Below are 18,428 nucleotides of genomic sequence, written 5' to 3' on the forward strand. Positions count from 1 at the left end.
AGGACGGGGACGCGTCGCGCTCGCGTCGTTGAGCCCGCGTGCTCAGGCACGACACTCCGGCACGCGGCGACCATCACAGCGTGACCCCGACCCCGACCCGACCTCTGCACGCCCTCTTCCTCGGGGAGGCACTCGCATCGAGTGCGGCCCTCGCGCTCATGGCGCTCACCGCAGTCGACTGTCTAGGCGTCTACTTCTGCTTCGGCCGGTGTCCTGGGCCGACCGACGATGACATCCGGAGGCACGCGATGATCGTCGGGGCCCTGGCCGCGGCGGTGCTGCTCGCACCGGCCCTGGCTGCGGCGCGTCGAGCGCGGTGGCAGGTGCACGTCTGGCACGGGGCGGTGGGAGCCGCCGCGCTGGCGACGGCGATGGTCTTCGCGGTGCCGCGGGCCGAGGTCAGGCAGCCGGAGCCGGTGTCGCCCGGTCCCTCCTACGTGCCGTGCTACTCCGGGTCCAACGACTGCCCGGGCGGCTGAGGGGCGCGTCAGGCGGCGGGCTCGTCGGCGTCGTACCGCTCGATCGGGTCCTTGTCGCCCGTGAACGGCAGCACCCGTACGACGACCACGACCACCGAGCCGACGACGAGGCCCACGACGGCCGAGATGCCGGTGTTGGCGAGCCAGGCGAGGACGCTGCCGAGGAAGCCGTGGACGGCGTGCTCGATGTCGTGCTCGATGTCGTGGACCCACTCGTAGGGGGCGCTCCACCAGCCTGCCTCGTCGAGGTTGGCGAGCAGGATGTGGCCGCCGACCCAGAGCATGGCGACGGTGCCGACGACGGAGATGATCGCGAGCAGGCGCGGCATGGCGGCGACGAGGCCGCGGCCGACCTTCTGGGCGAGCGCGGAGTCGCGCTGGGCGAGCACGAGGCCGGTGTCGTCCATCTTCACGATCAGCGCGACCACGCCGTAGACCGCGATGGTGATCACGATGGCGACCACGACGAGGATCGCGAGCCGCGCGAGGAAGCTCTCGTCCTCGACGGAGGCGAGGGCGATCACCATGATCTCGGCGGAGAGGATGAGGTCGGTGCGGATGGCGCCGGCGATCATCGTCTTCTCGGCCTCGGGGCTGACCTCGGTGACCGGGGCGTCGTGGTGCTCGCCGCGGGAGAAGAGGTGCCAGACCTTGTGCGCGCCCTCGTAGGCGAGGAAGGTGCCGCCGGCCATCAGGATGATCGGCAGCAGGCCGGCGGCGAACTCGCTGAGCAGCAGCGCCGCGGGCAGGATGATCAGCAGCTTGTTGCGGATCGAGCCGATCGCGATCTGCTTGACGATGGGCAGCTCGCGCTCGGCGGCGACGCCGTGGACGTACTGCGGGGTGACGGCGGTGTCGTCGATGACGACCCCGGCAGCCTTCGTGGTCGCCTTGCCGGCGGCGGCGCCGACGTCGTCGATCGAGGCGGCGGCCATCTTCGCGATGGCAGCGACGTCGTCGAGGAGTCCGAAGAGGCCAGCGCTCATGGGCCGAAGGCTACCGGGAGGCGAGCTGAGGCTCGCCCGCCTCCTCCTGCTCCCGTACGACGACCGCCAGGTCCACCGCGGCGCCGACCCGGCGCTGGGCGATCCCGAACGGGTCCACGACGTGCTGCAGGAGCCGCTGCACCGGCGGCGCGGCCAGGCCGAGCGCGACGCTCAGCGCGAGGACGGTCGCGGCGAGCAGGCCTAGCCACGGGTGGCCCTCGGTCCAGGCCGGGAAGCCGGCGTACTCCAGGCCCTTCACCGCGAAGCCGTGGAAGAGGTAGACCGTCATCGTGGCCGCGCCCATCCGGGCGAACCAGCCGCCGACGCGCGGGGTGAGCGCGAGCCAGGCGAAGGTGCCGGCGAGACCGATGCCGATGACCAGCAGGCGGGTCAGGATCGCGGTCGAGTCGGAGACGTCCATGGCCTCGAAGGGCCGGGCGTAGAGGTAGGAACGGGCGCCCCAGTCCTCGATGTTGACGGCGAGCACCGCGATCACGGCGAAGGTGAGCGCGCCGAGGAGCATCGGGAACCGCCCGCGCACCCACTCCAGCGACTCCGGGGTGGCCTTGAGGCCGAGCACGAAGAAGGGCAGGAAGCCGAGGATCCGCGGCAGGTCGAGCCAGGCCATCCACTCACCGGTCAGGAAGCCGCTGGCGACGGCGATGCCGACCGCGACCAGGAAGGCGCCGGGCAGCGGGCGGAACAGCGGGGTGAGGAGGCGCCACACGACGAGCGCGAGGAGGTACCACATCGGGAAGTGCGGGTCGAGCCACAGGTCCTGCAGCCGCTCCCCACCGAACTGGAGGCGGAACCACCCCAGTGCCCCTTCGAACAGGACGTAGGGCACGAGCAGCGTGGTGACCAGCTGCCACAGGCGCGTCGGGGCGTAGGTGAACCCGCGGGAGAGGTAGCCGGACAGGAACACGAAGGCCGGCATGTGCCACAGGTAGACGAAGTCGTACAGGTGCCAGGCCACCACCGCGTCCGAGGGCAGCAGCGCCCACGTGTGTCCGAGGACCACGAGGACGATGAGCCCCATCTTCGCGTTGTCGAGCCAGGGGTCGCGGGAAACGGCCATCCACCGTTGGTACCCGACGATCCTGAGGAAAGACCGTGAGGAGCCTCTCAGTCCGCGACGAGCCCCAGGCGGAGGTACTCCGCGGCGTAGGTGCCGTGCAGCAGCAGCGAGGCGTAGCGGCCGACGTCGCCCGCCGCCTCGCTGGAGACCTGCTCGACGCGTACGTCGTGCCCGCGGGCCGCCTCCTCGAGCCGGATCCGCTGGTCGTGGACGACCGGGTCGTCCGCTCCGTCGTCGAGCACGACGAGCACCGGGCGCCGCTCCCCCGCGTCGTCGGCGAACGGGTCGGCGAAGACGTTGCGCGGCCGGGCGGCCTCGATGACCGGCAGCAGGTGCTCGGCGTCGCCGGCGAGCGCCGTCCGTCCGGAGGTACGACGGATCGACTCCGCCACGCGCCGCGCCGCCCGGGCTGCGAGCACGGAGCCGCCCCAGATCAGCGGGCTGGCGTCGGCGAGGGAGATGGCGAGCATCTTGGCCGGGTTGATCGAGATGTCGCGGTGCGGCGAGCAGGCGATGGCGACCGCGTCGAGCGCCTCGGCGACGGCGTCGGGCTCGGCGGTTGGGCCGAGCTGGACCTGGTCGAGGAAGGAGAGCATGGCGACCGCGGTCGCGAGCTGGTCACCGGTGCTGGTCGGCAGCAACGTGGCCCACCGGCCGGTGGCGTGCTCGGCGACGACGGACTCGCGCGGGGTGGCGACGACGAGCTGGCAGCCGCGCCGTGCGGCCTCGGCGACGGCCAGCGCGGTGCCGGCGTCGCCGCCCTCGGGGGCGAGCACGACGACCAGGTCGAGGCTGCCGGCCCAGCCGGGCAGGGCGGGCGAGGGCCAGGCGACGAACGGCACCGGGCAGAACGGCTCCAGCACCGCCCGCAGCAGCCGGGAGTCGGGGCCGGCGGCGATGACGGCGCGCGGGCGGCTGTCGCTGACCCGGGAGACCGCCTCGGCGATCGCGTCGGCGGAGTCACCGACCTCGCGTCGTACTCGCGCCCCTGACTCGGCCAGGGTGCGCAGCCGCAGGTCGGCGGTGCCGAGGGCGACCTCGTCGTCCAGCCGGGACTCGTCGAACCAGACCATGGCGGCGCTCCCCCTGTCCTCGCCGGCCTCAGGCGGGCTTGCGGGCCTCGTCGACGAGCAGCACCGGGATGCCGTCGCGCACGGGGTAGGCCAGGCCGCAGCTGCCGCACACCAGCTCGCTGCCGTCGCCGGCCGGGGTGAGGGTGAGCTCGCCGCGGTCGTTCGGGCACACGATGATCGCCAGCAGCTCCGGCGAGAGCTCGGGGGCGCTCACTGCTCGCCCCGGATGGTGGCGAGGACCTCGTCGCGGACTCGGGCCATGGTGGGTTCGTCCTTCCCTTCGGCGTTGAGCCGCAGCAGCGGCTCGGTGTTGGAAGCGCGCACGTTGAACGCCCAGTCGGCGTGGCTGACGCTGAGCCCGTCGAGCTTGTCGATGCTGACGCCCTCGCGGGCACCCCAGCCGGACTCGATCGCGGCGAGCACGGCGTCCTGGTCGGCGACGGTGCTGTTGATCTCGCCGCTGAGCGGATAGCGCTCGTAGGTCGCCAGCAGCTCCGAGAGCGGTACGCCGGCCTCGGCCAGCGCCGCCATCGCGTGCAGCGCGGCGAGCATCCCGGAGTCGGCGCGCCAGAAGTCGCGGAAGTAGAAGTGCCCGCTGTGCTCGCCACCGAAGATGGCGTCGGTCTCGGCCATCCGGGCCTTGATGAAGGAGTGCCCGACGCGGGTGCGCACCGGGGTGCCGCCGAGCTCGGTGACGATCTCGGGGACCGCGCGCGAGGTGATCAGGTTGTGGATCACCGTGGCGCCGGGCTCCTTGGCGAGCTCGCGGGCGGCGATGAGGGCCGTCAGCGTCGAGGGCGAGACCAGCTCGCCGCGCTCGTCGACGAGGAAGCAGCGGTCGGCGTCGCCGTCGAAGGCGAGCCCGATGTCGGCACCCTCCGCGAGCACCCGCTTCTGCAGGTCGACCAGGTTGGCGGGCTCGATCGGGTTGGCCTCGTGGTTCGGGAAGGTGCCGTCGAGCTCGAAGTACATCGGGACCATCTCGACCCGCTCGGCCAGCCGGTCGAAGACGGCCGGCGCGGTGTGCCCCGCCATCCCGTTGCCGGCGTCGACCACGACCTTGATCCTGCGCCCCTCGACGGGCGCGAGCGCGAGCAGGTGCGCGGCGTAGGCCTGCAGCACGTCGTGGGAGCCGATCGAGCCGACCCGTCCGGCCGCGGCGGCCGGCGCGCCCGAGGCGACCCGGTCGCGGATCTCGGCGAGCCCGCTCTCCATGCCGACCGGCTGGGCGTGGGCGCGGCACATCTTGATGCCGTTGTACGGCGCCGGGTTGTGGCTGGCGGTGAACATCGCGCCGGGCAGGCCGAGGTGGCCGGAGGCGAAGTAGAGCTGGTCGGTCGAGGCCAGCCCGATCATCGTGACGTCGGCGCCCGCACTGGTCGCGCCGTCGGCGAAGGCACCGGCCAGGCTCGGCGAGCTCGGGCGCATGTCGTAGCCGATGACGAGCGCGTCGACGCCCAGCACCTCGACGTACGCCGCCCCGGTGGCCCGGGCGAGGTCCTCGTCGAGCTGTTCGCCGACGATGCCGCGCACGTCGTAGGCCTTGAAGACCTTGCTCAGGTTGTCCGGTGAGGTCGTGGCGTCGGCCATGACCCGAACCCTAGTGGACTCGCTCGCGGGCTCAACCGGCAGCGCGGCGGGAGCCGCGCGCACAGCAGCTTGCTGCCGACCGCCGCGGCGGAGACGCGCTCGGTCAGTCGGCTCAACCGGCAGCGCGGCGGGAGCCGCGCGCACAGCAGCTTGCTGCCGACCTGCCGCGGCGGAGACGCGCTCGGTCAGTCGGCTCAACCGGCAGCGCGGCGGGAGCCGCGCGCACAGCAGCTTGCTGCCGACTTGCCGCGGCGGAGACGCGCTCGGTCAGTCGGCTCAACCGGCAGCGCGGCGGGAGCCGCGCGCACAGCAGCTTGCTGCCGACTTGCCGCGGCGGAGACGCGCTCGGTCAATCAGTACTGAGCATGCGCAGGTGGCCCTTGCGGGCGACCTCTCGGCCGCTCTCGCGCTGCGGCTCGGGCGCTCGCGGCGGGACCGGGCGCGCGGCCTCGCGGACCGCGTCGGCGAGGGCGAGCAGGTCGTCCCCGCTGGGGCCGGACTGCTGGGTGCCGAGCGCGAGCCGGACCACCTCCCAGCCCCGGGGCGCGGAGAGCCGCTCGCTGTGCTGGTCGCACAGGTCGTAGGCGTGCGGCTCGGCGAAGGTGGCGAGCGGGCCGAGGACGGCCGTGGAGTCGGCGTAGACGTAGGTCAAGGTGGCCACCGCGCGGCGGGAGCACGCCGTGCGCGAGCAGGTCCGCAGGCCGTGCGGTGCCGGAATCGCGCTCACGGCGCCGACGGTACCGGTCCGGGCGGCCGGACCTGGCTAGGCTCGCTGATCATGAGTGCAGACGACGGCGCGGTGGTGCCCCGGCCCCGGCGCGACCGGCGCGGACGGGGGATGCGCGGCCCGGCGGTCCTCCCGCTGACCTGGCCCGCGTCCGGGCACCGGCCGCCGAGGCCCCGGGGCCGGCGCGAGGTGTTCGACCGGATCCTGCTCGACGTGGTGACCGAGCTGGACGAGCGGTGGTCGAGCCACCTGGGCCTGGTCGAGTACGCCGTCGAGGACATCCCGCAGCTGCCCGACGACTGGGACACGGCACGGGTGCCGCTGTCGTCGCTGGTGCGCGGCTCGGGCGGCACGCCGACCCGGCTGGTCGTCTTCCGGCGCCCGCTGGAGCACCGCGCGCAGGACCGGGCCGAGCTGGAGGCGATCATCCTCACCGTCGTGGTGGAGCAGGTCGCCGAGCTGCTCGGGATCGAGCCCGCCGACGTCGACCCGCGCTACCCGAGGGACGACGAGTAGGGGCTCCCGCGGCTACTCCGGCCGGACCGCCGGGATCTCCGCCTGGAGCTCGGCCGGCCGCAGCCGCAGGGTCGCGAGGCCCGGCTTCGCACCGCCGGCGGGCACGGACACGACCCCCCGGATCCGGGTGTTGCGCGCCTCCACGGTCACCGTGACCGCGGCGGCCGGCAGCCTCACCGGCACCCCGCGGTCCGGGCCGACCTCGACCTTCTGGTCGCCGAGCGAGGTGCCCGCGGCGTCGTACGAGACCACGTGGACCACGCCGGTGCGCTGTGCGCCGCCGAGGACGAGCGTCTTCGCCCCCGCCGGTACGACGAGCGCGCCCGGCTCGCGCAGCTCGGGGGCCGGCGCGAGCAGCACCAGGTCGTCCTTGACGAGCGCCTGGACGGACGAGGCGACCGGGGCGCTGGACTCCAGCTCGATGCCGACGACGCCCTGCGCCGCCGCGCCCTTGAGCAGCGTGGAGAGGTCGACGGCCCGGTAGGACTGCGGCGCGACCGTGATGTCCGGGGCGCCGGTCGGCGTGAAGACGGCGTCCTCGGTGACGAAGCGGACGGTCACCCGGACCTCGTCCTCGCCCGGGTTGGCGAGGTGGAGGGTGGGCTGGGACGGCTTGTCGGGCACGCCGAGGATCAGGCTGCTGGTCGACGGCTCGGCGTCGGCGGGCAGGAAGTCGGTGGTCACCCGGCCGCGGCCGAGCGGGTCCCAGGTGTTGCGCGCCGTGGCGGTGACCCGGCCGCGGACGACGGTGAGGTGGGCGGCGGTGACCTGCGCGTTCGGCGCGACGGTCGCGAGGTCGACCCGGCGCACGCCGTGCGGCGGCACCTCGAGGCCGCGCAGGGTGGGGGTGTCGACGGGGCCCGTCTCGCCCTGCAGGACCAGGTCGACCACGGCGTCGCCGTCGTCGGGGTTCACCAGCTCGACGGTGGTGGCGTAGCGGGCCGAGGCACCGACGCCGACCAGCCACTCGTCGTAGCCGGGCGCGCGGCACTCGGGCAGCGCCCGCTTGCCCTCGCGGCCGGCCGCGATGCCCGGTGCGGCCGCGCCCTTGCCCTCGACGACCACCGCCTCCGTGCCCGGTACGACGGCGCTGCGCCCCTGCTCGACCGAGATCTCCTTCTCCCCCACCGTCAGCGGCCCGCCCGGGACGTCGGGCGTGCGGGCGACCCGGACCGGCCCGTCGTCGCCGGTGAGCCCGGCGGGGCACACGACGGTGGCCGAGGTGAGCGCGGAGGTGGTCGGCGGCTGCGGGCCGGTGACCGGGTTGTCCTCGCCGCCGATCAGGCCGACGCTGAGCGCGACCACGGCGGGGGTGGCGATGGCGAGCGCGACGAGCACGTCGACCCGGCGCTTCGGGGCGATCGAGGCGCGCCGGCCGGCACGGGGGGTCTCAGTCATTGCGGCTCCTTCGCAGCGGCGGCAGGGCGAGCACGACGAGCACGGGGATGGCCAGCCCCTGGACGATGAGGAGCAGCAGCCGGGCCCAGGAGGAGTGCTCGGGGAGCGGGCCCGGCGGCGGGTCGACCTGCCAGGCGCGGGTGCCGCGGCTGGAGCTGGCCTGGTCGAGCCCGCTGGTCGCGTCGAGGCTGGCGGCCACGGCTCCGTCGGCGGGCGCGGCCTGGACGACGTAGAGGATCCCGCGCTTCGACAGCGCCGCCACGGCGTCGGCGTCGGGGGCGGTGACGAGGCTGCGGATGGCGGCGGTGACGTCGGCGTCCTCGGCGGTCAGGCCGGCGATCTCGTCCTCGCCGAGGGTGGTGCCGTCACCGCGGTGCACCTCGTAGCGGATGCCGTCGGCGACGCTGCCGCGCAGCACGAGGATCCCGTCCTGGTCGGCGGCCTCGGCACGCTGGGCCATGTAGACGGGGACGTCGGAGGGCGGGTCGCCGCTCAGGTCCTCCCCGCCCCAGCCCGCGAACCACACCAGTCCGACGACCGGCGCCACCAGCCCGGCGATGCCGGCGAGGGCCAGCCCGGCCTGGACCGGGCGGCGCTGGTCGCCGAGGTGGTGCAGGGCCAGGCCGCCGAGCACGGCGGCGGTGAGCCAGGCGCCTTGCAGGACGAGCAGCACGGCGCCGAGGCCGGGCTGCTGGCCGTCGCCGCCGGCGATGCCGACCGACGTCAGGGCGAGCGGTACGCCGACCACGGCCGTCACCGCGGCCACGATCCAGCACACGACGACCGGGATCCGGGTCGCCTTGGGCACGAGCGAGAGCAGCGCGAGCAGGGGCAGCACGAAGCCGACGGCGGCGGGCGCGCCGAGGTCGCCGAAGCGGCCGGCGAGCAGGTCCCAGCCGGAGCTGGCCGCGGTCGGCCAGCGGCCCACGTCGAGCAGCAGGCCGCGGCCTGCGCCCTCGAAGACGGCGGGCAGCCACCACGGGACGAGCACGAGCAGGGGCACGACCAGGGCCGCGACCGGCGGTCCCCACACCGAGCGCTCGCGCACCTCGCTGGGCACCAGCCGCACCGCGAAGCCGAGCAGCACCGCGACCAGCACGGCGACCAGCAGCCAGGCCGGCGGGGCGACGGCGGTCAGCAGCGCGAGCAGCAGCCCGGTGCGCCAGCCGGCGCGCCACCGGTGGGCGGCGTCCGGGTCGGCGAAGCCCAGCGCGGCGTGCGCCATCCACGGCAGGACGGCCGCGGCGACCACGATCCCCCAGCGGCCACCACCCCACGCGCCCGAGGCGAGCGGCACGAGGGCCCAGGTGACCGAGCCCCAGAGCAGCAGCCAGCGCGGGGCGCCGTACGGCGTGACGAGCCGGCCGACCACGCGCAGGAAGCGCCAGGCGCCCCACAGCGCGACCGGCGCGGCGAGCGCCATCAGCAGGCTGACGAGGGTGGCCGGGCCGAACGGCAGCCCGAGCACCGCCAGCGCCAGCACGTACGGCGGCGCGGGCACCTCGGAGCCGACGCCGATCGGGTGCCACGACTCGGTGTGCAGGCGCCACCAGTCGCCGGCCGAGCCCGGCGCGGGCGAGAGCGCGCCGCCGCTGAAGCCGCCGTAGACGTCGCGCACGCCGATCAGCAGCGCGACCACGACGAGCGCGGTGACCACGGCGTAGGGGTTGGTGAGGAAGCGGACCACCCAGCCGGTGTCGGCGTAGTCCTCGTCCTCGTCGCGGTGCCGGGCGGCCGGCGGTGCGGTGCCCGCGTCCCGCTCGGCGGCGGCCGCACGACGCCGCTCGGCGACGTCGGCGGCCTGGTTGGTCGCGGCGGCGAGCAGGTCGCCGAGCAGGTCCAGGCCGTGCCGGTAGGGCAGCCACCACGGCGCCAGCAGGCGGCGCACCCGGGCCCGGTCGGGACCCTCGCCGCCGCGCAGGGCCGCGACCGCCTCCTTGCGGGTGCGCCGCGCGGCGCGGACCCGGCCGGGGTGGCGCAGCACCGCGACCAGCGCCGCCGCCTCGTCGAGGGCCTCGCCGACCGCCCGCACGCAGAGCAGGCCGATCATCCGCAGCAGGGTGCCCAGGACCAGGCGGAGGACCTGGAACGGCAACGTCGCGCCGCGGGCGTTGGCGAGCAGGGTGAACAGCGCGGCCTGGCGCTCCTGGAAGTGCGTGTGCCGGCCGGTGAGCGGCGTGCGTCGTACGCCGCGGTGGGCCGCCTCGGCGTGGAAGACCACGGCCTGCGGCACGATCAGCGTGGTCCGCCCGGCGGCCGCGGCGCGCCAGCCCAGGTCGACGTCGTTGCCGAAGATCGGGAGCTCGGGGTCGAGGCCGCCCAGCTCCTCCAGCACGGTACGACGCACGAGCATCCCCGCGGTGTTGACCGCGAGCACCTCCCGGACCTCGTCGTGCTGGCCCTGGTCGTACTCCCCGCGCTCCAGGCCGGTCTCGCGCCGGCCGGTCCCGCTGATGGTGACCCCCAGCTCCAGGAGGCGGCGCAAGGAGGGCCACTCGCGCAGCTTGGGCCCGAGGATGTCGGCCTCCGGGCGCTGGGCGGCGACGGCGAGCAGCTCGCGCAGCGCGGTGGGCGCCGGGTTCGCGTCGTCGTGGAGGAGCCAGACCCACTCCGGCGCACGGCCGGCCTCGGCGAGGGCCTGCAGGCCGTCGGCGACGGCGTCGGGGAAGCCGGCACTGCCGGGGATCCGGCGCACGGCGAGCGGCACGTGGCCGTCGAGCGCGTCACGGACCAGCTCCGGGCTGCCGTCCTTGCTGCCGGTGTCGACGGCGACCACTGCGTCGAGCGCGGCGGTCTGGGCCTTGATGCCGTCGAGGACGGCCGGCAGCCACGAGGCGCCGTCGTGGCTCACGAGGAGGACGGCGACCCGAACTTCTTGCGACACGAGGTCAGACCCTACGTGGGACGGTCCGAAGGGGGCGAACCGTCAGACGTGGGCCTGACCCCAGCGTCAGGTGGGCCTCAGACGGCCCGCTTCTTCAGCTTGCGGCGCTCACGCTCCGACAGGCCTCCCCAGATGCCGAACCTCTCGTCGTTGCCCAACGCGGCCTCGAGGCACTCGTTGCGCACCTCGCACGTCAGGCAGACCTTCTTGGCCTCCCGCGTCGATCCCCCCTTCTCCGGGAAGAACGCCTCGGGATCGGTCTGCGCGCACAACGCGCGCTCCTGCCACCCCAGCTCATCGGTCTCTGCCTCGACCAGGAAGAGTTCTCTCACGATTCCGCCCCTTACAGCTCGACCCCGTGCCCGAACGACACACTTGGAATTACATATGTGTCATACCCCAGGAGTCAAGGCCGAATCTGCTATACGCAGCCCCGCAGGACGATCGTCCCTGCTTACAGGGCACAGTTGGCTCTCGTGGAATCCAGCACGACGACACCGGATCTGATCCGCGACATCACCGTCCTGTCCGGCGGCATGGGTGGGGCGAAGTTCCTCCAGGGCCTGCTGCACGGCATCTCCGCCGGCACCCTCCCGGGCGTCGCGGCCGACGCCCGGGTCACGGTCGTCGCCAACACCTGCGACGACTGGTACGTCCACGGGCTCAAGGTCTGCCCCGACCTCGACACCGTGATGTACACCCTCGGCGACGGGATCGACCTCGACCGCGGCTGGGGCCGGCGCGAGGAGACCTGGAGCGCCAAGGAGGAGCTGGCGAGGTACGGCGTGGAGCCCACCTGGTTCGGCCTCGGCGACCGCGACATCGCCACCCACCTGGTCCGCACCCAGCTGCTCGACGCGGGCTACCCGCTCTCCCAGGTCACCCAGGCGCTGTGCGAGCGCTGGCTCGCCCCGGCGTACGGCGACCGGCTCACCCTCCTGCCGATGACCGACGACCGCGCGGAGACCCACGTCGCGATCGCCGACCCCGAGGAGCCCAGCGGCAAGCGGGTCGTGCACTTCCAGGAGTACTGGGTGCGGCTGCGTGCCGAGGTGCCCGCCGAGACGGTCGTCTTCGTCGGCCTCGACCAGGCCACGCCCGCGCCCGGCGTGATCGAGGCGATCACCGGCGCCGACCTGGTCGTGCTGCCGCCGTCCAACCCGGTGGTCTCGGTCGGCACCATCCTCGGCGTGCCCGGCCTGCGCGACGCCGTCCGCGCCACCGGGGCCCGGGTCGTCGGCCTCTCCCCCATCGTCGGCTCCTCCCACGTGCGCGGGATGGCCGCGCAGATGCTGACCTCGATCGGCGTCGAGGTGAGCGCGGCCGGGGTCGGGCTCAACTACGGCGCCCGCGCGCAGGGCGGCGTCCTCGACGGCTGGCTCGTCGACGAGCGCGACGCCGACCAGGTCGCCCGGCTGGAGGCGGCCGGGATCGCGGCCGCCGCCGTCCCGCTGATGATGACCGACCACGACGCGACCGCCGCGATGGCCGCGGCCGCCGTCGCCCTGGTCCGCTGATGCCCGGCTCGCTCACCGTCCTCGCGCCCGACGGCGTCCCGGAGATCACCGCCGGCACCGACCTGGCCGCGGTGCTGCTGCCGCTGCTCGACCTCGCCGACGGCGACGTCCTCGTCGTCACCAGCAAGGTCGTCAGCAAGGCCGAGGGCCGGGTCGTCGCCGGCGAGCGAGACGACTGGATCGCCGCCGAGACGCTGCGCGTGGTCGCCCTGCGCGGCGCGACCCGGATCGTGCGCAACCGGCTCGGGCTGACCATGGCCGCGGCCGGGATCGACGCCTCGAACGTGGCCGCCGGGTCCGTCGTGCTCCTGCCGGAGGCCCCGGACGCCTCCGCCCGCGCGCTGCGCCGTGCCATCGCCGAGCGCACCGGCGCCAACGTCGCCGTGGTCGTCACCGACACCGCCGGCCGGGCCTGGCGCGAGGGCCAGACCGACATCGCGATCGGGGCAGCCGGGCTGCGGGTGCTGGAGTCCTTCGCCGGCCAGGTCGACGCGCACGGCAACGAGCTGGCCGTCACCGCACCCGCCGTCGCCGACGAGATCGCCGGCGCCGTCGAGCTGGCCCAGGGCAAGCTCGGCGCCCGGCCCTGCGCCGTGGTCCGCGGCCGCGCGGACCTCGTCCTGCCCGCCGGGGAGGCCGGCCCCGGTGCCGCCGCACTGATCCGTCCCGAGGGCGCCGACCTGTTCGGGTACGGCGCCCGCGAGGCAGTCGTGCGCGCCGTCGGCGGTGCGCCCGAGCACCGCGCCCCGTTCGGCTCCGCCGTCACCGCCGAGGAGCTCGCCGACGCGCTGCGCCGCGCCGGGCTCACGGCGCACGCGGATGCCGCGGACGTCGTACGGTGTGGCTCCGAGCGGCGCGCCGCGGTCGACATCGTCGCCTTCGCCCACGGCTGGTCGGTGGCCGAAGACGGTGCCGACCTGCGCCTTCGCCCACTCAGTACGTAGACTTCCCGCGTTCCGCGCACCCACCAAGACGAGGTACCCGACCCGTGGCCAAGTCCAGCAAGTCCGAGAAGTCGGACCGCCGTCAAGTCATCGACGAGATCCGGCGCAAGCAGAAGAGCGCCGAGAAGCGTCAGGGCAGGGCCATCGTCGGGGTGTGCGTGCTGGTCGCGCTGCTCATCGTGGGCGCCGCGGCGTACAGCCCGGTGAAGACCGCGATCGAGAAGGCGCGCTACTCCGGCAAGGACCTCGCCGACATCGGCGCGTCCGCCAGCGTGTGCGGCAAGATCACCGAGGAGGAGGCCACCGGCAGCGGTGAGCACGTCCCCTCCACCGAGCAGGTGAAGTACGACCACGCGCCGCCGGCCTTCGGCAAGCACTGGAACGAGGCCGGCCTCGCGCCCGCCCCCATCACCGACCGCTACTACACCGCCGGCAGCCGCCCCGAGCTCGAGTCCCTCGTGCACAACCTCGAGCACGGCTACACGATCCTCTGGTACGACGAGACCGCCGCCAAGGACTCCGGCGAGATCGCCGCGATCAAGGCCATGGCCGCCACCCTGGACGCCAACGACACCAACCAGCGGCTGAAGTTCAAGGCCGCCCCGTGGACCAAGGCCGACGCCAAGGAGACCGGCAAGGACTTCCCCAAGGGCCAGCACATCGCGTTCACGCACTGGCGCAACGACGCCGCCGCCAGCAAGTCCTACGGCGCGTGGCAGTACTGCTCCGAGGCCAGCGGCAAGGCGCTGAAGGACTTCATGCAGAAGTACCCGTTCACCGACGCTCCCGAGCCTTTCGTCTACTGAGTCGTCTGGCGCGAGCGCGGCTTCGCCGCGGCGGTCGGCAGCAAGCTGCTGGTCACGCGGCTCTCGCCGCGCTGCCGCGCGCGCGGTTGCCTTCCGTAGGTCCTACCTCCTCCTGGCGGCAAGACTGAGCCTTCTGGCGAGCGCGGCTCCGCCGCGGCGGTCGGCAGCAAGCTGCTGGTCACGCGGCTCTCGCCGCGCTGCCGCGCGCGCTGTTGTCCCCGGCAGGTGGTGCTGTCCGCCTGGCGGCAAGCCGGCGGAGGCTTGCCGCGCTACGTCAGGTGGGTGCGGCCCTGGTCCTTCAGGGCGGCGACGATCGCCTTGACCTCCTGGGCGCGGGCCCGGGTGGTGACCAGGAGCGCGTCGGGGGTGTCGACGACGACCACGTCGTCGAGGCCGATCACGGCGACCACCCGCCCCGAGCCCGGTACGACGATGCCGCTCGCCCCGCGCACCTGGGCCAGCGCCTCGTCGCCGAGCACGGTGAGCGTCTCCTGCTCCCCGAGCAGGGTCGCGAGGGAGTCGAAGTCACCGATGTCGTCCCAGCCGAAGGCGCCGGGGACGGTGGCCACCTTGCCGGCGGCGGCCGCGGGCTCGGCGATGGCGTGGTCGATGGCGATCCGCGGCAGCCGCTCCCACAGCTCGGCCAGTCGCTCCGGCTCCGCGGCGATGGCCCGCAGGTTCGCGGCGAACTCCGGGTCCTGCTCGGCCAGCAGGTCCAGCAGGACGGTGGGCCGGACCACGAACATGCCGGCGTTCCAGCGGTAGCGGCCGGAGGCGAGGTACTCCTCCGCGACCGAGACCGACGGCTTCTCCACGAACTCCACGACCCGGCGCACCGACGGGTGCCCGTCGAGCGGCTCGCCCTGGTGGATGTAGCCGAAGGCGGCGGAGGCGAACGTCGGCTGGATGCCGATCGTGACCAGCCAGCCGTCGCGCGCGGCCGCGACCGCGTCGGCGACGGCCGCGCCGAAGCGCTCGTTCTCGGCGATCACGTGGTCCGCGGCGAAGGAGCCCATCACCTCGGCGCCGCGCCGTTCGAGCACGGCGGCGGCGAGGCCGATCGCGGCCATCGAGTCGCGCGCCGAGGGCTCGGCGAGGACGGCGTCCTCGGGGAGCTGGTGCAGCTGGCGCCGTACGGCGTCGCGGTGGGCGGTGCCGGTGACGACGACGACCCGGTCGCCGACGTAGGGCTCCAGGCGGTCGCAGGTCTGCTCCAGCAGCGTCCGGCCGGAGCCCGTCAGGTCGTGCAGGAACTTCGGGGAGCCGGAGCGGGACAGCGGCCAGAGCCGGGTGCCGGCCCCGCCGGCGGGGACCACGGCCCAGAAGCCGGGGATCTCGTCAGCGACCATGGGGCGCACCCTATCTTTGGGACGTGACCACCGGGGTGCAGACCACATTTCCCGCCGTGCTCGCGCAGCGCCTGCGCCAGGACCCCGGCCAACCGCTGGTGACCTTCTACGACGACGCCACCGGCGAGCGGGTCGAGCTGTCGGTGACGACCTGGGCCAACTGGGTCGCCAAGGCCGGCTCGTTGCTCGTCGACGAGCTCGGCCTGGAGCGCGGGGACCGGGTCGGGATCGACCTGCCGCCGCACTGGCTGGGCACGGTCTTCCTGGGCGCGGCGTGGAGCGCGGGGCTGGTCGTCGTCCCGGCGCCGGAGCCGGGGACCGACCTGCACGCCGTCGTGTGCGGCCCGGACACGGTCGCCGCGTGGGCCGGGCAGGCTCCCGAAACGGCCGTGCTGGCGTGTGCGCTGCTGCCGCTGGGCGTGCGCTTCGCCGACCCGCTGCCGGCCGGGGTGCACGACGTCGGCGTGGAGATCTGGTCGCAGCCCGACGCCTTCCTCGCCTACGACCCGCCGACGGGCGAGGACCTCGCCCTCGACCCGGGCCCGTCCCAGGCCGAGCTGTGGAGGGAGGCAGCCGCCGGCACGCTGGTCGGCAGCGGCCGCCTCCTCTCGGTCGCGAACCCCGTCACGGAGCCCGCCACCTTCTGCGAGCCGCTCACCCAGGGCGGCTCGCTCGTCCTGGTCGCCCGGGCCGAGCAGGGCCGGCTCGAGACGACGTACGCCGCCGAGCGTGCCACTGCCCGCTTCCCCGCCTGAGCGACCAGGACGAGCCTGGTCCCGGCGCTAGCCGGCCAGGTCGTACCCCGCCTGCCGGCCGATCAGCTGGCCCTCGGAGAGGCCCGCGACCGTGCCACGCATCCAGTAGACGTTGTCGGTCGTCGCGTTGCGGCCCAGGAAGTCGGTGTGCCCGTCGCCGTCGACGCTGGACACCCCGAGCAGCCAGTCGAAGCCGGCGACGCTCTGCGGCAGCGCCCGGGCCGACGTCCAGCCACCCGGACCGTTGCCGGAGTAGACCGTCAGCTTGCCGCCCCGGCGGATGATGCTGTCCGGTGCACCGTCGGTGCCGTCCCAGCGGCCCACGCCGATGTGCGTCCCCGACGCCACCGCGGAGTACGCCGGGAAGCTGACCTTGAAGCCGCCCAGGGACCAGCCCGGGTAGATCCGCATCCCGCTCCCCGCGGGCTGGCCCATCATGTCCGGCCACCCGTCGCCGGTGACGTCACCGACCGGAGCCAGCAGGGCGAGCGTGCCGGCCTTGGCGAGCAGGTTGCGCGGCGCGGCGAGCTTGCCGCCGCCGAGCCCGCGGTAGATCACCAGCATGTTGTCGCTGGAGCGCAGGCCGAGCACGTCGACCTTGCCGTCGCGGTCCCAGTCGCCGGCCTTCCAGATCTTCTTCAGGCCCTTGAAGCTCTGGCCGGTGTCGATCGGGTTGGAGAAGACGTAGCGGCTGCCGCTCGGGCGGATCGGGAGCACGATGCCGCGGCCGTCGGAGATCCGGCGGGCGATGATGTCCGGCTGGACGACGCCGACCAGGTTGGACTCCAGGTTGCGCCCGGCCCAGCTGGCCTGGAGCGCCGCTGCCCGCTTGCGGATGTTCGGTATCTGGGCGTAGAGGTACTTGCCCGGGCAGGCGGTCTGCCCCGCGTCGCGGTGGCCGTTGATCGCCTGGAAGTTGCGGCTGCCGACCTTCTGCACCGTGCTCGACGCGCGGACCCCGTGGAGCGAGAGCTTCCAGGCGAAGAGCTGGGCGTAGGCGGTGATCATCGCGCTGCTCGGGGCCGCGACGTCGTAGTTGCCGATCGCCGACATGGCGAAGGAGTACTGGTTGTAGCCCTGGGTGTGCGCGCCGACGACGGGGCGGTCCACGCCGCCGTACCGGCCCTCCCAGATGCGGCCGAACTTGTCGACGAGGAAGTTGTAGCCGATGTCGCTCCAGCCCCGCGTCTTGACGTGGTAGTTGTAGATGCCGCGGATGATGCCGGGCACCTGGGCCGCGGTGTAGTTGTTGGCGTTCACCGTGTGGTGGACGAAGCCCGCGTGCACCTCGTAGAAGCTCAGCGACGGCTTGTCGCGGATCCGCTCGTCGGCGCCCCACTGGGCGCGGGAGTAGATCTTCGGGCGCGGGGTGTAGACGCCGGCCTGCAGCGAGAGGTCGCCGCCGTCGGTGGCGGGCGGCTCGGCCGGGGTCACCGGGTCGGTCGTCGTACCCGGGTCGGTCGCGGGGGTGCTCAGGTCGGTGGCCGCCGCCGTGGCGGACGCCGAGGGCAGCTTGCCGGTGTCGATCGCCGGCGCCTCCTTGGCGGTGCTGGTGGCCTTGCCCGGATCGATGACCGCGAGCTTCATGTCGGCCGGCGCGCCGTCCTGGGTGGTCACCTTGACCTGGACCGCGTCGACCTCGCCGACCAGCAGCGCGTCGGTGCCGGGCCGGGCCTTCTTGCCCTCCTCGGTGCGCGGGTCCGGGCCGTGCTCGTCGTGGTACTCCGCGTCGGTCCAGCCGGTCCAGGTGTCCCCGGTCTTGGTCCGCACCTTCACGTCGATGGCGTCGTCGGAGACCTGCGTGCCGGGCGCCCAGGTGACGCCGACCGTGCCGTAGCCCTCGACCGGCACGACGTCGCTGTCGACGACCTCGGCTCCGTTCGCCTTCACCCGGGTGTCCGCGCGCAGCGCCTTCTTGGCCCGCACCGAGGACCCCTCGCCCTGCGGCGTGGTCAGTGCGTACTGGTCGACCTCGGAGCTCACCGGCGCGGTGGGCACCTCGATCGGGGCCGCCTGCAGCGCCACCTGGCCGGGGACCACGTCCACCGGCTCGACGGGCCGCACGTCCATGCTCACCGTGCGCGCGGCCGGGGTCAGCACCGCGACCACGACGGCCAGGGCCAACAGCTGCTGGCTGAGCGTGATGAACCTCAGCCGATGCCCCTTCTCAGGGCTCTCCGGGGTGTACGTCGACATGCCTCTGCTCCAGACGTGTGTGCGGGGAAGTTGTCACACGAGTAGCAACTTTCACATGCGTCACAGCACCCTGGGAAGAGTCCGTGAGTAACTACAAGCCTGTAATTTCCACTCGACACGCCGAGCGCGC

Annotated in this window: 17 protein-coding genes; 6 read left to right on the top strand and 11 right to left on the bottom strand. The window is 74.0% G+C overall.

Annotation, left to right across the window (positions count from 1 at the left end; translation table 11 throughout):
* The first annotated feature begins 248 nt into the window (after positions 1-248).
* Positions 249-479, top strand: coding sequence for a DUF6234 family protein (locus MRBLML1_RS16305; protein ID WP_414691261.1), 231 nt, complete (start codon positions 249-251; stop codon positions 477-479).
* Between the two features lie 8 nt (positions 480-487).
* Here MRBLML1_RS16305 and MRBLML1_RS16310 read toward each other — a convergent pair whose 3' ends face one another.
* The 6 genes from MRBLML1_RS16310 to MRBLML1_RS16335 all read right to left on the bottom strand — a co-directional run bounded on the left by MRBLML1_RS16310 (position 488) and on the right by MRBLML1_RS16335 (position 5,924).
* Positions 488-1,465 (bottom strand): DUF808 domain-containing protein, encoded by a 978-nt coding sequence (locus MRBLML1_RS16310; protein WP_364517807.1) that lies wholly within the window; start codon positions 1,463-1,465, stop codon positions 488-490.
* Positions 1,466-1,475: 10 nt separating this feature from the next.
* Complete coding sequence (locus MRBLML1_RS16315; RefSeq protein WP_364517809.1) at positions 1,476-2,543, bottom strand: acyltransferase family protein; 1,068 nt, start codon at positions 2,541-2,543, stop codon at positions 1,476-1,478.
* 47 nt (positions 2,544-2,590) lie between these two features.
* Positions 2,591-3,616: an SIS domain-containing protein gene (locus MRBLML1_RS16320; RefSeq protein WP_364517811.1), complete on the bottom strand. Its 1,026-nt coding sequence runs from the start codon at positions 3,614-3,616 to the stop codon at positions 2,591-2,593.
* A 28-nt stretch (positions 3,617-3,644) separates the two neighbouring features.
* Positions 3,645-3,830, bottom strand: coding sequence for a Trm112 family protein (locus tag MRBLML1_RS16325; RefSeq protein WP_364517813.1), 186 nt, complete (start codon positions 3,828-3,830; stop codon positions 3,645-3,647).
* Positions 3,827-5,206, bottom strand: coding sequence for a phosphomannomutase/phosphoglucomutase (locus MRBLML1_RS16330; RefSeq protein WP_364517815.1), 1,380 nt, complete (start codon positions 5,204-5,206; stop codon positions 3,827-3,829). Before MRBLML1_RS16330 ends, MRBLML1_RS16325 begins: the two co-directional genes overlap by 4 nt.
* Before the next feature lie 349 nt (positions 5,207-5,555).
* Complete coding sequence (locus MRBLML1_RS16335) at positions 5,556-5,924, bottom strand: DUF3499 domain-containing protein (RefSeq protein WP_364518186.1); 369 nt, start codon at positions 5,922-5,924, stop codon at positions 5,556-5,558.
* A gap of 60 nt (positions 5,925-5,984) precedes the next feature.
* Between MRBLML1_RS16335 and MRBLML1_RS16340 the strand changes: the two genes are divergently transcribed.
* Positions 5,985-6,449: a metallopeptidase family protein gene (locus tag MRBLML1_RS16340; RefSeq protein ID WP_364517817.1), complete on the top strand. Its 465-nt coding sequence runs from the start codon at positions 5,985-5,987 to the stop codon at positions 6,447-6,449.
* A gap of 12 nt (positions 6,450-6,461) precedes the next feature.
* Here the strand turns inward: MRBLML1_RS16340 and MRBLML1_RS16345 are convergent, their stop codons facing one another.
* The 3 genes from MRBLML1_RS16345 to MRBLML1_RS16355 all read right to left on the bottom strand — a co-directional run bounded on the left by MRBLML1_RS16345 (position 6,462) and on the right by MRBLML1_RS16355 (position 11,063).
* The gene (locus tag MRBLML1_RS16345; RefSeq protein ID WP_364517819.1) at positions 6,462-7,847 is read right to left on the bottom strand and encodes a DUF5719 family protein; all 1,386 of its coding nucleotides are present in this window, start codon (positions 7,845-7,847) and stop codon (positions 6,462-6,464) included.
* Entirely contained in the window at positions 7,840-10,731 is a 2,892-nt protein-coding gene (locus tag MRBLML1_RS16350; RefSeq protein WP_364517821.1) for a glycosyltransferase family 2 protein, read from the bottom strand. Before MRBLML1_RS16350 ends, MRBLML1_RS16345 begins: the two co-directional genes overlap by 8 nt.
* Positions 10,732-10,808: 77 nt before the next feature.
* Entirely contained in the window at positions 10,809-11,063 is a 255-nt protein-coding gene (locus tag MRBLML1_RS16355) for a WhiB family transcriptional regulator (protein ID WP_364517823.1), read from the bottom strand.
* Positions 11,064-11,207: 144 nt separating this feature from the next.
* On the opposite strand from MRBLML1_RS16355, the gene cofD reads away from it, so the two are divergent.
* The 3 genes from cofD to MRBLML1_RS16370 are packed head-to-tail and all read left to right on the top strand — an operon-like array spanning position 11,208 to position 13,998.
* The gene (gene cofD, locus MRBLML1_RS16360; RefSeq protein WP_364517825.1) at positions 11,208-12,248 is read left to right on the top strand and encodes a 2-phospho-L-lactate transferase; all 1,041 of its coding nucleotides are present in this window, start codon (positions 11,208-11,210) and stop codon (positions 12,246-12,248) included.
* Positions 12,248-13,192 (top strand): coenzyme F420-0:L-glutamate ligase, encoded by a 945-nt coding sequence (locus MRBLML1_RS16365; protein ID WP_364517827.1) that lies wholly within the window; start codon positions 12,248-12,250, stop codon positions 13,190-13,192. The genes cofD and MRBLML1_RS16365 overlap by 1 nt, the downstream gene beginning before the upstream one ends.
* A 44-nt stretch (positions 13,193-13,236) precedes the next feature.
* Positions 13,237-13,998 (top strand): DUF3105 domain-containing protein, encoded by a 762-nt coding sequence (locus MRBLML1_RS16370; RefSeq protein ID WP_364517829.1) that lies wholly within the window; start codon positions 13,237-13,239, stop codon positions 13,996-13,998.
* 269 nt (positions 13,999-14,267) lie between these two features.
* Here MRBLML1_RS16370 and MRBLML1_RS16375 read toward each other — a convergent pair whose 3' ends face one another.
* Positions 14,268-15,347, bottom strand: coding sequence for a mannose-1-phosphate guanylyltransferase (locus MRBLML1_RS16375; RefSeq protein ID WP_364517831.1), 1,080 nt, complete (start codon positions 15,345-15,347; stop codon positions 14,268-14,270).
* 23 nt (positions 15,348-15,370) lie between these two features.
* Here MRBLML1_RS16375 and MRBLML1_RS16380 point away from each other — a divergent pair, with 23 nt between their 5' ends.
* A complete protein-coding gene (locus tag MRBLML1_RS16380; RefSeq protein ID WP_364517833.1) occupies positions 15,371-16,102 on the top strand; it encodes a TIGR03089 family protein in 732 nt (243 codons plus the stop codon).
* Positions 16,103-16,129: 27 nt separating this feature from the next.
* On the opposite strand, the gene MRBLML1_RS16385 is transcribed toward MRBLML1_RS16380, so the two are convergent.
* Positions 16,130-18,298, bottom strand: coding sequence for an N-acetylmuramoyl-L-alanine amidase (locus MRBLML1_RS16385; RefSeq protein ID WP_364517835.1), 2,169 nt, complete (start codon positions 18,296-18,298; stop codon positions 16,130-16,132).
* Positions 18,299-18,428 lie beyond the last annotated feature (130 nt).

The organism is Nocardioides sp. LML1-1-1.1 (assembly GCF_040676175.1).
In the GTDB taxonomy this organism is placed as follows: Bacteria; Actinomycetota; Actinomycetes; order Propionibacteriales; family Nocardioidaceae; genus Nocardioides.

Excerpts from the sequence above, each read along its gene's own strand:
- MRBLML1_RS16305 (WP_414691261.1), top strand. The coding sequence starts at position 249 with ATGATCGTCGGGGCCCTGGCCGCGGCGGTGCTGCTCGCACCGGCCCTG.
- MRBLML1_RS16310 (WP_364517807.1), bottom strand. The coding sequence starts at position 1,465 with ATGAGCGCTGGCCTCTTCGGACTCCTCGACGACGTCGCTGCCATCGCG.
- MRBLML1_RS16315 (WP_364517809.1), bottom strand. The coding sequence starts at position 2,543 with ATGGCCGTTTCCCGCGACCCCTGGCTCGACAACGCGAAGATGGGGCTC.
- MRBLML1_RS16320 (WP_364517811.1), bottom strand. The coding sequence starts at position 3,616 with ATGGTCTGGTTCGACGAGTCCCGGCTGGACGACGAGGTCGCCCTCGGC.
- MRBLML1_RS16330 (WP_364517815.1), bottom strand. The coding sequence starts at position 5,206 with ATGGCCGACGCCACGACCTCACCGGACAACCTGAGCAAGGTCTTCAAG.
- MRBLML1_RS16340 (WP_364517817.1), top strand. The coding sequence starts at position 5,985 with ATGAGTGCAGACGACGGCGCGGTGGTGCCCCGGCCCCGGCGCGACCGG.
- MRBLML1_RS16345 (WP_364517819.1), bottom strand. The coding sequence starts at position 7,847 with ATGACTGAGACCCCCCGTGCCGGCCGGCGCGCCTCGATCGCCCCGAAG.
- MRBLML1_RS16365 (WP_364517827.1), top strand. The coding sequence starts at position 12,248 with ATGCCCGGCTCGCTCACCGTCCTCGCGCCCGACGGCGTCCCGGAGATC.
- MRBLML1_RS16375 (WP_364517831.1), bottom strand. The coding sequence starts at position 15,347 with ATGGTCGCTGACGAGATCCCCGGCTTCTGGGCCGTGGTCCCCGCCGGC.
- MRBLML1_RS16385 (WP_364517835.1), bottom strand. The coding sequence starts at position 18,298 with ATGTCGACGTACACCCCGGAGAGCCCTGAGAAGGGGCATCGGCTGAGG.